Origin of the sequence: Streptomyces griseobrunneus, assembly GCF_046713465.1 — a bacterium.
GTDB classification, from domain to species: domain Bacteria; phylum Actinomycetota; class Actinomycetes; order Streptomycetales; family Streptomycetaceae; genus Streptomyces; species Streptomyces microflavus.
On the sequence record NZ_CP177080.1, the window covers coordinates 3,376,971 to 3,389,753 of the forward strand.

The window sequence follows — 12,783 nt, forward strand, 5'->3', positions numbered from 1 at the left end:
CGCTGCTAACCTCCGCCGATGACTGCCGAACCCCACCTGGTTGAACCGCGCTTCGACGGCGACCGGCTCGTCCTGGAGGAGCACCGCGACGCGGGGCCCGTCCGCTACGCGTTCCCCGGTACGGCCACACCCTCGGGCCCGCCGCACGCGCTCTCCCTGGACGAGGCCCTGCACGCCCGCATCTGGCCGGTCGGCACGGCGGAGACCGTCCTGCGGGCCTGGGCGGAGGGTGCCGGGCCCACCGGGGCGGTGGAGGTGGACGATCCGTCCGCCGTTCCTCCCGTACGGGTCCGGGCCGGGGCGATCCTGATCCGGGACGGGCATCTGCTGCTGATCCGCTTCAAGGACCCGGACGAGGACGGCCCGTACTACGAGATCCCCGGCGGCGGGGTCGAGACGGGCGAGACGGCCGGGGAAGCCGCCGTACGGGAACTCCGCGAGGAGACCGGGCTCCTCGGGAGCGTCGGGCGGGAGGTGGCGCGGGTCTGGAAGGGCGGCCGGTACGAGCACTACTTCCTCATGACGGCCGAGGGGCGCATCGGCCCTCACGAGACGCTGGACACCCACGGCGGCACCCCCGTCTGGATCCCCGTGGCGGAGCTGCCCGCCACCCCGCTGTGGCCGCGCCGGCTCTCCTGGCGGATCGAGCACTGGCACCGGACGGGGTGGCCCGCCCACCCGGCCGAACTCGCCGACTCCATCACCGACCTCCGGGCGCCGTGCACGTGGTGACCGGCGCGACCGAAGTTCTCACCCTGCCCTACGTAGGGCAGGGTGGTAAGGTGGCACAATGATAAAGACGACCGTGTACCTTCCGGAAGAACTGGAAGTGCGACTGGACGCCGAATCGGCCGCGACCGGCGTCAGCAAGGCGGAGCTCATCCGGCGCGGCATCGCCCTGCTGCTGGACCACGCGGAACGGCCGAAGCGCAGTCGGGAGCTGCCGGTCTTCGACAGCGGGCGCCCCCTCACACCTGACGAGATGGACGAGTCGGTCTACGAACACATCAAGGAACGGGCCGCACGCCGTTGATCATCGTCGCCGACACCTCCGCCCTCTACGCCGCTTTCGACGCCGCGCAGGCGGAGCATTCCGACGCAGCCCGGATCCTGGAGAACGAGAGACTGGCCATCTCGCCCTTGGTTGTCACCGAGCTGGATCAGCTGGTCCATCGCGACCTGGGGTTCCCGGCGGCGATGCAGGTGATGGAGGCGCTGAACTCCCGCATGGACGACGGCCAGTACCGCCTCGCCGAGCTCAAGCTCACGGACCTGCGTACCGCCCAGGAAGTCCGGCGGAAGTACGAGGGCCTGCGGCTGGACCTGGCCGACGCGGTCGGGGTGGTCCTCGCCGACCGCTATCGGACCGACCGCATCTTCACCCTGGACCAGCGCGACTTCCGGGCCATGGCCCCCCTCACCCGGGGACTGGACGCCTTCCGGATTCTGCCCGCCGACGGCTGAGGCCCCGGCGCCCCTCCCTCAGCCCTTCCGCCGCGCCCCCGTCCGGCTGCGTACCGCGCCCATGCTCGCCCCGATGACCAGGGCTATGGCGAGGGCGTCCGTCGTGGACAGGGCCTGGTTCAGGATGAGGAAGCCCGCCGTGGCCGCGATCGCCGGTTCCAGGCTCATCATGACCGCGAACGTGGAGGCGGGCAGGCGGCGCAGGGCCATGAGTTCCAGGGTGTACGGGAGGGCCGAGCTCAGGACCGCCACCGCCGCGCCGAGCGCGAGGGTCGAGGGGACCGTGAGCTTCGCCCCGGACTCCCAGATGCCCAGGGGCAGCGAGAGGACCGCGGCCACCACCATCGCCAGGGCCAGGCCGTCCGCCTGCGGGAAGCGGCGGCCGGTGCGGGCGCTGAACACGATGTACGCGGCCCACATCCCGCCGGCCGCCAGCGCGTACGCCGCACCCACCGGGTCCAGACGGTCGAAGCCCCCGCCGCCCAGCAGGACGACGCCGACCAGGGCGAGCCCGGCCCACAGGACGTTGATCAGGCGGCGCGAGGCGAACACGGAGAGCGCGAGCGGGCCGAGCACCTCCAGGGTGACGGCGATACCGAGCGGGATGCGGTCCAGCGCCTGGTAGAACAGCGTGTTCATACCGCCCATCGCGACGCCGAAGGCGACCACCGTGCCCCAGTCGGCGCGCGAGTGGCCGCGCAGCTTCGGCCGGCACACCACCAGCAGGATCAGCGCGGCCGCCACCAGCCGGAGCGTGACGACACCCAGCGCCCCCGCCTTCGGCATCAGGAGCGCCGCGACGGCCGAGCCGAACTGGACGGAGAGGCCGCCCCCGACCACCAGCACGATGGGCACCAGCGCAGCCCGGCGCCCGCTCCCCTGCCCGGAACCCGTCCCGTGCCCGGCCTCCTGCCCGGCACCGTCCAGGGCGGACACCGCCTCGGGTACGGCGACGGCTGCGGCCGCCGGCTCTGCGGCACTGCGCTGGACGTTCACGGGCGGCCTTCCGGAGGTACGAAGGAGGTACGAAACGGTGTGCCGCGCCGGCGGCGGTCCAGGCTCCACGTTAGGGACCCGCGCGCGTCCCGTGAAATGAGTTCTGGGCTCCCGTTATGCTCCGGACGCATGAGCCCAGCGGAACGCCCTGCATGAGCCGCCCCGAAGACCCGGCGGGCCCGGCCCGCCCAGGACGCCCGGCGACCCCCTCCAAGGCCGTCGAACTCCGCCATCTGCGAGCCTTCCTCGCCGTCGCCGAGGAGGGCAACGTCACCCGGGCCGCCGCACACCTCGGCCTCACCCAGCCCGCCGTCTCCCGCACCCTCGCCGCCCTGGAACGCCACCTGGGCCTCCGGCTCGTCGACCGCTCCACCCACCACCTCGCCCTCACCCCCGAGGGCGTCGCCTTCCGCGACAAGGCCGCCGCCGCGGTCGCCGCCTTCGACGAGGCGCTCGACACCGGGCGGCTGCGCCACTGGCCCCTGCGGCTCGGGCACGCCTGGTCGGCCTTCGGCCCGTACACCACACCGCTCCTGCGGACCTGGCAGGAACGCCACCCGGCCACCCCGCTGGAGCTGCTCCGGATCGACGACCGCACTGCCGGGCTCACCCGGGGCGAGGTCGACGCGGCGCTGCTGCGCGGACCGGTCCAGGCGCCGGGGCTCGTCACCGAGGTGCTGTTCACCGAGGCCCGGGTGGCGGCGGTGACCGCGGACGGCCCGCTCGCCTCCCGTACGTCGCTGCGCCTCGCCGACCTCGCGGACGGGCCCGTCGTCGTGAACACCGTCTCCGGCACCACGACCCCCGAGCTGTGGCCGCCGCACACCCGGCCCGCCGCCACCCTCACCGTCGCCAACACCGACGACTGGCTGACCGCCATCGCCGCCGGGCGGGGCAGCGGGGTCTCGGGCGCCTCCACCGCCGCCATGCACCCGCACCCGGGGGTCGCCTATGTGCCGCTCGACGACGCCCCGGGCGTCCCGGTCCTCCTGGCCCGCCGCGACGGACCGGGCCACCCAGCCCTGCCGAAGCTGGCGGCGCTGGCCCGGGAGATCGTCGCGCGGGGGTGAGCCCCGGGCCCCCGGCCCCGTACGGCTGCCCCACGGCCTCCGGCGGCTCCGGCCGGACCGGGCCGCCTCACCTCACGTGCCCGGCGATCGTCCGCGCGCAGGCCATCGCCTCGGTACGGGTGGTGTCGACCTCCAGGTCGTAGACCAGGCCCCGGTGGACGAGCTCCGCCTGCGACACGGCCATTCCCGCGGTCCGGTCGCCCCGGGCGGTCTCCCGTCCCGCCGCGACCTCCGGCTCGCACCGGACGCCGACCCACAACACTCCCAGTCCGACCAGCCGTTCACGCCAGCGCCGCTGGCCCGCCGCCCCGCTGAGGAACACCTCGTCGACGATGATCCGGGCGCCCGCGCGGGCCATCGCGGCGACCCCTTCGGTCCAGGCGTCCTCCAGCTCCCGGAACCGAGGCCCGACGCTCACCCCGCCGTCCGGCCCGAACGCGATCCCCGACTCCGAGGCCTGGAGGGAGGCGGGCATCGCGTCGACCATCGTGTCGGTGCCCAGGGCGAGCCACGGGTCCGGCAGAACGGCCTGGAGACACCGGGCGATGCCGGACTTGCCGGAGCTGGAACCGCCGTTGAGAACGATCACTCGAGTCTTCACGCGCGTCACCGTACAAGCACCCCGAAGCGCGCGAAACGCATTTCAGCGGCCGTCGTGCTCCTCCCTGACCAGCTCCTCCGCGATCACCTCCGCCAGGTGCCGTGCCCGGCGCCCGGCCAGCTGGTCCAGCTGCGTACGGCAGGAGAATCCGTCCGCGAGCAGCTCCGCCCCCGGCTCCGATGCCCGTACCGCAGGCAGAAGTTGCTCCTCCGCACACGCGACGGACACCTCCCAGTGCCCCTTCTCGAAGCCGAAGTTCCCGGCGAGGCCGCAGCACCCGCCGCTCAGTTCACCGGTCAGCCCCATCCGCTCGCGCAGCCGCCGCTCCGCCGCGTCCCCGATGACCGCGTGCTGGTGGCAGTGGGTCTGTCCGACGACCGGGCGGTCCAGCCGAGGCGGGGTCCAGTCGGGGGCGTACTCCTCCAGGTACTGCGCCAATGTGCTTACGGAAAAAGCGAGTTGAGCCGCGCGGGGGTCGTCGGGGAGGAGTTCGGGCAGGTCGGTACGGAGGGTGGCGGCGCAGCTCGGTTCGAGGACGACGACCGGGTGGCCGGGGAGCGGGTCGAGCCGGTCCAGGGTGCGGCGCATCACCCGGCGGGCCGCGTCCAGTTGGCCGGTGGAGACATAGGTGAGGCCGCAGCACACCCCGGACGGCGGCGGCAGCACCGTACGCCCGGTCGCCTCCTCCAGCACCCGGACCGCCGCCCGGCCCACCTGCGGGGACAGGTACTCGGAGAAGGTGTCCGCCCAGAGGTGGACCACCCGGTCGGAGGAGAGGATGTGCGTCCCCCTGCTCTGTTGCCTGCGCAGCCACCGGCTGTACGTCTCCGGCGCCAGCACCGGGATCGTCCGCTCGGGCGCGATGCCCGCCAGCCGTTTCGCGAGCGCGGCGAGGGGGCGCAGCCGGGCCAGGGCGTTGAGGGGCCGGGCGAAGGGGGCGGCCAGGCGCAGCCACCGCGGGAGGCGGCCCATCGCGTAGTGGGCGGCGGGGCGGAGCCGGCCCCGGTAGTGGTGGTGCAGGAACTCCGCCTTGTACGTGGCCATGTCGACGCCGACCGGGCAGTCGCTGCGGCACCCCTTGCAGGAGAGGCAGAGGTCGAGCGCGTCCCGTACCTCCGTGCTCCGCCAGCCGTCCGTGATCACCTCGCCCGCGAGCATCTCGTGCAGCAGCCGGGCCCTCCCCCGCGTCGAGTGGGCCTCCTCGCCGGTCGCGCGGAAGGAGGGGCACATCACGCCCGCGTCCGGCGCCGCCTCCGTACGGCACTTGGCGACGCCGACGCACCGCCGCACCGCGCCCGCGAAGTCCCCGCCGTCCTGCGGGTAGCCGAAGGCCACGTCGACCGGGCGCTTCGGCAGCACCTCGAAGCGGAGGTTCTCGTCGAGGCGGGCCGGGCGGGCGAGGATGCCGGGGTTGAGGCCGCCGTCCGGGTCCCACAGGTACTTGAACCGGCCGAAGAGGCCGACGAGTTCGCGCCCGTACATCCGGGGCAGCAGCTCGGCGCGCGCCTGTCCGTCGCCGTGTTCGCCGCTGAGGGAGCCGCCGTGCGCGACGACGAGATCGGCCAGCTCCTCGGAGAAGCGGCGGAAGCGGGCGATGCCCGGCGGGGTGAGCAGGTCGAAGTCGATGCGTACGTGGATGCAGCCGTCGCCGAAGTGGCCGTACGGGGTTCCGCGCAGGCCGTGCCGGCCGAGCAGGGCCCGGAAGTCGCGGAGGTAGGCGCCGAGCCGGGCGGGCGGCACCGCGCAGTCCTCCCAGCCGGGCCAGGCCTCGGTGCCGTCGGGCATCCGGGTCGCGGTCCCGGAGGCGTCCTCGCGGATGCGCCACAGGGCCCGCTGCCCGGCCGGGTCGGTGACGACGGTCCCGTCCACCGCGTCGGCTCCCCGCAGGATGCGCTCGGCGTGGGCCTTCGCCTCGGCCGGGGTGTCGCCGCCCGTCTCCACGAAGAGCCAGGCCGCCCCGCGCGGCAGCCCGGCAGGCTCTCGTACGAGGTCGGCGGCCATGCCCTCGACGGTGAGCGGGCGGTACGGGAGGAGGCCCGGGGCTGCTTCGGCGGCGGCCGACTCGTCGGCGTACCCGAGGACGGCCAGGGCGCGGGTGCGCGGGGCCTCGACCAGGCGGACGGTCGCCTCGGTGACCACGGCGAGGGTGCCTTCGCTGCCGCAGAACGCCCGTACGGGGTCGGGGCCGCCGGGGTGTTCGGGGAGCAGGGCGTCCAGCGCGTAGCCGGAGATGCGGCGCGGGAGGTCGGGGTAGCCGGTACGGAGGAGGGCGAGGTGGGCGCCGACCAGTTCGCGTACGCCTTCGGGGCCGTGGGCCGCCTTTCCGCGTACGCCGGGAAGTTCGAAGCCTCTGCCCTGCTCCAGCCGCAGCGCCTCGCCCCCGTACCGCACCACCGACAGTCCCCGCACGTTGTCCGCCGTCGTGCCCCAGGCCACGGAGTGCGCGCCGCAGGAGTTGTTGCCGATCATGCCGCCGATGGTGCAGCGGCTGTGCGTGGACGGGTCGGGGCCGAAGGTCAGGCCGTGCGGGGCGGCGGCGGCCCGCAGGTCGTCCAGGATGACGCCGGGCTGGACGACGGCGGTGCGGGCGGCCGGGTCCAGGTCGAGGATGGCGCGCAGATGACGGGTCATGTCGAGGACGAGGCCGGTGCCGGTGGCCTGCCCGGCGATGGACGTGCCGCCGCCGCGCGGAACGACGGGGACTCCGTACTCCCGGCAGACCGTCAGCGCGGCCACGATGTCGTCGGCGTCGCGCGGGGCGAGTACCCCGAGGGGCACGCGGCGGTAGTTGGAGGCGTCCATGGTCATCAGGGACCGGGCGGCGGCCCCGAAGTCGCTCTCACCGCGCACGGCGGAGCGGAGCGCGGCGGCGAACCCTTCAGGAGCCTCGACGGTCGGGCGATGCTGTTCGGCCATGGCTTCAGGATGCCGCCGGTACAGGTGAACTCTTGGGATGCGGACGGACAAAATCTATCAAGCCGCACAAAGAAGCCCACAAGAACTTCCCAAACAGACCGTCAAGTCTCCTATAGTGACCAAGACTTGAGCAGGAACTATCAGCTCCAGTTGTGCATGATCGCCCGCACCCGTGACGAACTGTCCTGTTTCGGCCGGTACAGCTTCGCCACGAACGTACCCGTCCCGCACGTCCGCCACCGAGGACTCCGATTGCGCCCCTCACTCCGGTCCACCGCACTCGCCCTGCTGATCTCGGCAGCCGTCACCGGCACGCTGACACTGTGGGCCGTGGCCGCGGCCCCCGATGCGGTACGGACCCCGCTGGCCTGGGGCGCGGGCGCAGCCGCCGTGCTGCTGAGCGTCTGCGTGGCCGTCACCGTCCACACCCTGGGGACCGCGCGGACACTGCGCACCCTGCGTGCCGCCGACTCCCAGCGGTTCACCTCCGAGACCTCGCGCCTGGTCTCCGCCTCCGCCGTCGAGGCCCAGCGCTTCACCGCGGAGACGGCCAGGATCAAGGCCGCCGCCTCCGCCGAGACCGCCCGGGTCACCGCCGGGGCCCGCGCCGAGACCGAGCGGATCGCCGCGGCCTCCGCCACCGAGCAGTCCCGTCTGACCATCTCCGTCGAGCGGCTCACCGCCCGCGCGTCCCGCGCCGAGACCGAGCGGTCCGCCGCCGTCGCGGCCTGCGCCAACGCGGCCGGGCGGATGCAGGCCCTCGCCACCAGCATGCTGGCCGACCTGCGGGAGATGGAGCACCGGCACACGGACGAGTCCGTGCTCGGGGACCTGCTGTACCTCGACCACCGCACCGCCCAGGCGGGCCGGCTCGCGGACTCCATCGCCGTACTGACCGGGGCCCGTTCCGGGCGGCGCTGGGCCAAGCCGATCGTCATGGAGTCGATCCTGCGCGGCGCGATGGGCCGCATCGGCAGCTACCAGCGCGTCCGCCTCCACTCCACCAGCGATGTCGCGATCGCCGGGCACGCGGCCGAGGGCGTCATGCACGCGCTCGCCGAACTCCTCGACAACGCGGCCAACTTCTCGCCGCCCACCGCCGAGGTCCACGTCTACGTGGAGGAGGTCCCGGCGGGCATCGTCATCACCGTCGAGGACAGCGGCCTGGTCATGAGCGAGGTGCAGCTGCGCCGCGCGGAGCGGGCCGTCTCCGCGGAGAACCAGGACCTCACCAACCTGTCCGGCACCCGGCTGGGGCTCGCCGTCGTCGGCCGGCTGGCCCGTAAGCACGGCCTGACCGTCTCCTTCCGGCCCTCGGCCCGCGGCGGCACCGGCGCGCTGATGATGCTGCCGCAGGACCTCATATCCCGGGCGACCACGCCTGCGCCGGGCCCGGCCGCCGCGCTCCCGGCCGCGGTCGCCGCTCCCGCCGAGCCGGAGCCCTCGCACTCCTCGGCCGCCGGCCCGGACACCGCCGACGCCGTGCCCACGGCCCGGACCACGTCCGGTGCCGAAGCCTCCGAGGACACCTCCGCGCCCCTGACCCCGGCGACGGAGTCGGAGTCCGAATCCACCGGCGCCGTGCCCGCGTTCGGCGAGAGCGGGCTGCCCAAGCGCCGCCGCGGCCGCACGCTGGCCGCCGCCGAGTCCCGTACCGGCAACGCCACCCCCGGCGGAGCCGAAAGCCCCCCGGCCCGTACCACCGACCCGAAGGTCCAGGCAGCGCGCTTCAGCACCTTCAGCCGGGCGGTACGTGCCAACTCCCCGCACCCGGAAGGCAACACCCGATGACCGCGACCACCGACGAGAAGCTCAACTGGCTGCTGGAGGGGCTGCTCGACCGCACCCCGGGTACCCGCCACGCCCTCGTCCTGTCCCGCGACGGCCTCAAGCTGTGCCGCACCCCCGAGCTCTCGATCGACCAGGCCGACCAGCTGGCAGCGATCTCCGCCGGGATCCAGAGCCTCTCGCACGGCGCGTCCATCGAGTTCGGTGACGGCACCGGCGGCGTACGCTCCGCGATGGCCGAGTTCTACGGCGGCGTGCTGTTCATCGTCGAGGCGGGCGCGGGCGCGCACCTGGCCGTCGTCGCCGACGAGGACTCCGACGTGGGCCTGGTGGGCCACAACATGAGCGAGCTCGTCGAGCAGCTCGGCGAGCACCTCGTGGCGCCGCCGCGCACCTCCGCCGTCGAGAACACCGCCGTATGACGACGGCACCCCGCCCCCGCCCGGGCCGCGACGAGGATCCGGACCGGCTGTACACCCTCACCGGGGGACGCAGCCGCTCCGACTCGGCCGCGTTCGACCTGGTGACCCTCGTCGTCGCCGAGTGCGACCCGGCCCCCGGCATGCAGTCGGAGCACGTCGCGATCCTGCGGATGTGCCAGGGCCCCACCGCCGTCGTCGAGATCTCCGCGACCCTGAACCTGCCGGTCAGCATCGTCCGCATCATGCTGTGCGACCTGCTGGACACCGGCCGGATCAGCGCCCGCCACCCCCGTACCGCCCGTGTCGCGGACCGGCTCCCCGACCCCGACATCCTGGAACAGGTGCTCGTTGGACTCCGCAACCTCTGACCGCGCCACCCTGAGCGCGACGACCGACAACGGACTGAAGATCGTTGTCGTCGGCGGCTTCGGGGTCGGCAAGACCACCATGGTCCGATCCGTGAGCGAGATCCGTCCGCTCAACACGGAGGAGACGATGACCCGCGCGGGCGAGGCCGTCGACCACCTCGACGGCGTACAGGCCAAGACGTCCACCACCGTGGCGTTCGACTTCGGCCGCATCACGCTCGACGAACGCTCGGTGCTGTACCTCTTCGGCGCGCCCGGACAGGAGCGGTTCTGGTTCCTGTGGGACCGGCTCTTCTCCGGCACGCTCGGCGCGGTCGTCCTGGTCGACACCCGCCGGCTCGCCGACTCCTGGTACGCCATCGACCGCCTGGAGCACCACGGCACGCCGTTCATCGTGGCGTGCAACGACTTCGGCGGGCCGCTCCACAGCGAGCAGCAGATCCGCGAGGCCCTGGACCTCGCGGACGACGTGCCGCTGGTGGAGTGCGACGCCCGCGACCGGTCCTCCAGCAAGTACGTGCTCATCACGCTCGTCGAGCACCTCGCCGCGCTCTCCGCCGCCCGCCTGCTCGCCCCCGGGGCGGCGCTGGCGGCGGCTGCCCCGACCCCGGAGCCCGCCCCGTGACCACCACCTCCGGCTGCCCCGTCACCCACGGGTCCGTACCCCTGTCCGGGCCCCGCTTCCAGAGCGACCCCGTCCAGCTCTACCGGGACATACGGCGCGACCACGGCGCCGTCGCCCCGGTCGTGCTGGACGGCGACGTGCCCGCCTGGCTCGTCCTCGGCTACCGCGAGCTGCACCAGGTCACCGGCGACCCGGTCCTCTTCAGCCGGGACTCCGACCTGTGGAACCAGTGGGACCGCATCCCGGACGACTGGCCGCTGCTGCCGATGATCGGGCGCAAGCAGCCCTCGATCCTCTACACGGTCGGCGAGCGCCACAGCGTCCGCGCGATGATGATCAGCAACGCGCTGGAGGGCGTCGACCCGTTCTCCCTGAAGCGGTACGCGGAGGAGTTCGCGGACGAGCTGATCGACCGGTTCTGCACCAAGGGCTCGGTCGACATCATCGCGGAGTACGCCAAGCTGCTGCCCGCCCTGGTCCTGGCCAGGATCTACGGCTTCTCCGACGAGGAGGCGTACCCCCTGGTCGGTGCGATCAACGACATGATCGACGGCCGGGAGCGGGCGCTCGCCGGACAGCAGCACCTGGGCTCCTCGATGTTCCAGCTGCTGGCCGACAAGCACGCCGAGCCCGGCGACGACGTGGCCACCCGGATGCTCGCCGACCCCGGCGGCTTCACCGACGAGGAGGTCGCCCAGGACCTCATGGTGATGATGGCGGCCGGGCACCAGCCGACCGCCGACTGGATGGGCAACTCGCTGCGCCTGATGCTCACCGACGACCGGTTCGCCGCCTCGCTCTCCGGCGGCCGGCACAGTGTCGCGGAAGCCATGAACGAGGTCCTCTGGGAGGACACCCCGACGCAGAACGTGGCGGGCCGCTGGGCCGCCCGCGACACCCACCTCGGCGGCCGCCACGTCCGCGCCGGGGACCTGTTGCTCCTGGGGATCGCCGCCGCCAACGGGGACCCGCAGGTGAGGACCCACGCCTCGGCGCTGACCGGCGGCAACAACGCCTTCCTCTCCTTCGGCCACGGCGAGCACCGCTGCCCCTTCCCGGCCCAGGAGACCGCCGAGGTCATCTCCCGTACCGGCATCGAGGTCCTGCTGGACCGGCTGCCGGACGTGGACCTCGCCGTCCCCGCCGAGCAGCTCACCCGACGCCCGTCGCCGTGGCTGCGCGGTCTGACGGACCTGCCGGTGCTCTTCACGCCCACTCCCGCCCTCGGCAGACCCGGAAGCTTCGGAGGCCCCGCATGACCCGCATCGCGCTCGACCCGTTCGTCACCGACCTCGACGGCGAGAGCGCCGCGCTGCGGGCCGCCGGGCCGCTGGCCGAGGTGGAGCTGCCGGGCGGGGTGCACGTCTACGCGGTCACCCGCCACGCGGAGGCCCGCGCGCTGCTCACCGACAGCCGGGTGGTCAAGGACATCAACGTGTGGGGTGCCTGGCAGCGCGGCGAGATACCGATGGACTGGCCGCTGATCGGCCTGGCCAACCCGGGCCGCTCGATGCTGACGGTCGACGGGGCCGACCACCGCCGTCTCCGTACGCTGGTGGCGCAGGCGCTCACGGTGAAGCGGGTGGAGCGGCTGCGGGCGGGCATCGAGGCCCTCACCGGCGCGAGCCTGGCGAGGCTGGCGGCCCTCCCGGCCGGGCAGCCGGTGGATCTGAAGGCGGAGTTCGCCTACCCCCTCCCCATGAACGTCATCAGTGAGCTGATGGGTGTGGACGCGGCGGACCACCCGCGGCTGAAGGAGCTGTTCGAGAAGTTCTTCTCGACGCAGACGCCGCCGGAGGAGGTCCCGCAGATGATGGCGGACCTCGGGGCCCTCTTCACGAAGATCGTCGACGCCAAGCGGGCGAACCCGGGCGACGACCTCACCAGCGCCCTGATCGCGGCCTCCGATAACGGTGACCACCTCACCGACGAGGAGATCGTCAACACGCTGCAGCTGATCATCGCCGCCGGACATGAGACCACGATCAGCCTGATCGTCAACGTCGTGGAGGCGCTCCAGACCCACCCCGAACAGCGCAAGCAGGTGCTGAACGGGGAGATCGGGTGGGACGGCGTGATCGAGGAGACGCTGCGCTGGAACACCCCGACCTCGCACGTCCTGATCCGCTTCGCGACGGAGGACATCGAGGTCGGCGACCGGATCCTGCCGAAGGGCGAGGGCCTGATCATCTCGTTCGGCGCGCTGGGCCGGGACGAGGAGCAGTACGGCCCGACGGCGGGCGAGTTCGACGCCACCCGCACCCCGAACCGCCACATCGCCTTCGGCCACGGCCCGCACGTCTGCCCGGGTGCGGCCCTGTCCCGCCTGGAGGCGGGCATCGCACTGCCTGCCCTCTACGAGCGTTTCCCGGAGCTGGAACTGGCGGTACCGGCCTCCGAGCTGCGCAACAAGCCGATCGTGACCCAGAACGACCTGTACGAGCTGCCGGTGGAGCTGGGCTGCCCGTTCGGCCACGACGCGTAGATCCACGCCGCGCGGGGTCGGGCCACGAGGCCCGACCGCCCCTCGTGG

Annotated in this window: 13 protein-coding genes; 10 read left to right on the forward strand and 3 right to left on the reverse strand. The window is 73.3% G+C overall.

The window, feature by feature from the left end; translation table 11 throughout:
- Positions 1-18 precede the first annotated feature (18 nt).
- Genes ACK8N7_RS15210 through ACK8N7_RS15220 form a run of 3 tightly spaced genes read left to right on the forward strand, consistent with a single transcriptional unit; the run spans position 19 to position 1,464 of the window.
- Positions 19-732 (forward strand): NUDIX domain-containing protein, encoded by a 714-nt coding sequence (locus ACK8N7_RS15210; RefSeq protein WP_500442757.1) that lies wholly within the window; start codon positions 19-21, stop codon positions 730-732.
- A 58-nt stretch (positions 733-790) separates the two neighbouring features.
- Positions 791-1,033, forward strand: coding sequence for a ribbon-helix-helix protein, CopG family (locus ACK8N7_RS15215; RefSeq protein WP_500442759.1), 243 nt, complete (start codon positions 791-793; stop codon positions 1,031-1,033).
- Positions 1,030-1,464, forward strand: a complete 435-nt coding sequence (locus tag ACK8N7_RS15220) for a PIN domain-containing protein (RefSeq protein WP_403217134.1) — start codon at positions 1,030-1,032, stop codon at positions 1,462-1,464. The genes ACK8N7_RS15215 and ACK8N7_RS15220 overlap by 4 nt, the downstream gene beginning before the upstream one ends.
- An 18-nt stretch (positions 1,465-1,482) precedes the next feature.
- On the opposite strand, the gene ACK8N7_RS15225 is transcribed toward ACK8N7_RS15220, so the two are convergent.
- Positions 1,483-2,460 carry an EamA family transporter gene (locus ACK8N7_RS15225; RefSeq protein WP_403217136.1) on the reverse strand — a complete coding sequence of 326 codons (978 nt, stop codon included), beginning with the start codon at positions 2,458-2,460 and terminating at the stop codon, positions 1,483-1,485.
- 152 nt (positions 2,461-2,612) lie between these two features.
- Between ACK8N7_RS15225 and ACK8N7_RS15230 the strand changes: the two genes are divergently transcribed.
- The gene (locus tag ACK8N7_RS15230; RefSeq protein ID WP_500442761.1) at positions 2,613-3,530 is read left to right on the forward strand and encodes a LysR family transcriptional regulator; all 918 of its coding nucleotides are present in this window, start codon (positions 2,613-2,615) and stop codon (positions 3,528-3,530) included.
- Between the two features lie 67 nt (positions 3,531-3,597).
- Here the strand turns inward: ACK8N7_RS15230 and cpt are convergent, their stop codons facing one another.
- Both cpt and ACK8N7_RS15240 read right to left on the reverse strand, forming a co-directional pair.
- Positions 3,598-4,119, reverse strand: coding sequence for a chloramphenicol phosphotransferase CPT (gene cpt / locus ACK8N7_RS15235; protein ID WP_500445754.1), 522 nt, complete (start codon positions 4,117-4,119; stop codon positions 3,598-3,600).
- A 54-nt stretch (positions 4,120-4,173) separates the two neighbouring features.
- A complete protein-coding gene (locus ACK8N7_RS15240) occupies positions 4,174-7,047 on the reverse strand; it encodes an FAD-binding and (Fe-S)-binding domain-containing protein (RefSeq protein ID WP_500442763.1) in 2,874 nt (957 codons plus the stop codon).
- Positions 7,048-7,299: 252 nt separating this feature from the next.
- Here ACK8N7_RS15240 and ACK8N7_RS15245 point away from each other — a divergent pair, with 252 nt between their 5' ends.
- The 6 genes from ACK8N7_RS15245 to ACK8N7_RS15270 are packed head-to-tail and all read left to right on the forward strand — an operon-like array spanning position 7,300 to position 12,735.
- Positions 7,300-8,838, forward strand: a complete 1,539-nt coding sequence (locus ACK8N7_RS15245; RefSeq protein ID WP_500445755.1) for a sensor histidine kinase — start codon at positions 7,300-7,302, stop codon at positions 8,836-8,838.
- On the forward strand, positions 8,835-9,257 hold the full coding sequence (locus ACK8N7_RS15250) for a roadblock/LC7 domain-containing protein (protein ID WP_403217142.1): 423 nt from the start codon (positions 8,835-8,837) through the stop codon (positions 9,255-9,257). The genes ACK8N7_RS15245 and ACK8N7_RS15250 overlap by 4 nt, the downstream gene beginning before the upstream one ends.
- Entirely contained in the window at positions 9,254-9,625 is a 372-nt protein-coding gene (locus ACK8N7_RS15255; RefSeq protein WP_403217143.1) for a DUF742 domain-containing protein, read from the forward strand. Before ACK8N7_RS15250 ends, ACK8N7_RS15255 begins: the two co-directional genes overlap by 4 nt.
- Positions 9,606-10,250, forward strand: coding sequence for a GTP-binding protein (locus tag ACK8N7_RS15260; protein WP_500442765.1), 645 nt, complete (start codon positions 9,606-9,608; stop codon positions 10,248-10,250). The genes ACK8N7_RS15255 and ACK8N7_RS15260 overlap by 20 nt, the downstream gene beginning before the upstream one ends.
- Positions 10,247-11,509, forward strand: a complete 1,263-nt coding sequence (locus ACK8N7_RS15265) for a cytochrome P450 (RefSeq protein WP_403217147.1) — start codon at positions 10,247-10,249, stop codon at positions 11,507-11,509. The genes ACK8N7_RS15260 and ACK8N7_RS15265 overlap by 4 nt, the downstream gene beginning before the upstream one ends.
- The gene (locus ACK8N7_RS15270; protein ID WP_403217149.1) at positions 11,506-12,735 is read left to right on the forward strand and encodes a cytochrome P450 family protein; all 1,230 of its coding nucleotides are present in this window, start codon (positions 11,506-11,508) and stop codon (positions 12,733-12,735) included. Before ACK8N7_RS15265 ends, ACK8N7_RS15270 begins: the two co-directional genes overlap by 4 nt.
- Positions 12,736-12,783: the final 48 nt, after the last annotated feature.

What these genes read in the sequence shown, in the direction of transcription:
- ACK8N7_RS15210 (WP_500442757.1), top strand. Translation starts at nt 19, where the DNA reads ATGACTGCCGAACCCCACCTGGTTGAACCGCGCTTCGACGGCGACCGG.
- ACK8N7_RS15215 (WP_500442759.1), top strand. Translation starts at nt 791, where the DNA reads ATGATAAAGACGACCGTGTACCTTCCGGAAGAACTGGAAGTGCGACTG.
- ACK8N7_RS15230 (WP_500442761.1), top strand. Translation starts at nt 2,613, where the DNA reads ATGAGCCGCCCCGAAGACCCGGCGGGCCCGGCCCGCCCAGGACGCCCG.
- ACK8N7_RS15240 (WP_500442763.1), bottom strand. Translation starts at nt 7,047, where the DNA reads ATGGCCGAACAGCATCGCCCGACCGTCGAGGCTCCTGAAGGGTTCGCC.
- ACK8N7_RS15250 (WP_403217142.1), top strand. Translation starts at nt 8,835, where the DNA reads ATGACCGCGACCACCGACGAGAAGCTCAACTGGCTGCTGGAGGGGCTG.
- ACK8N7_RS15255 (WP_403217143.1), top strand. Translation starts at nt 9,254, where the DNA reads ATGACGACGGCACCCCGCCCCCGCCCGGGCCGCGACGAGGATCCGGAC.
- ACK8N7_RS15270 (WP_403217149.1), top strand. Translation starts at nt 11,506, where the DNA reads ATGACCCGCATCGCGCTCGACCCGTTCGTCACCGACCTCGACGGCGAG.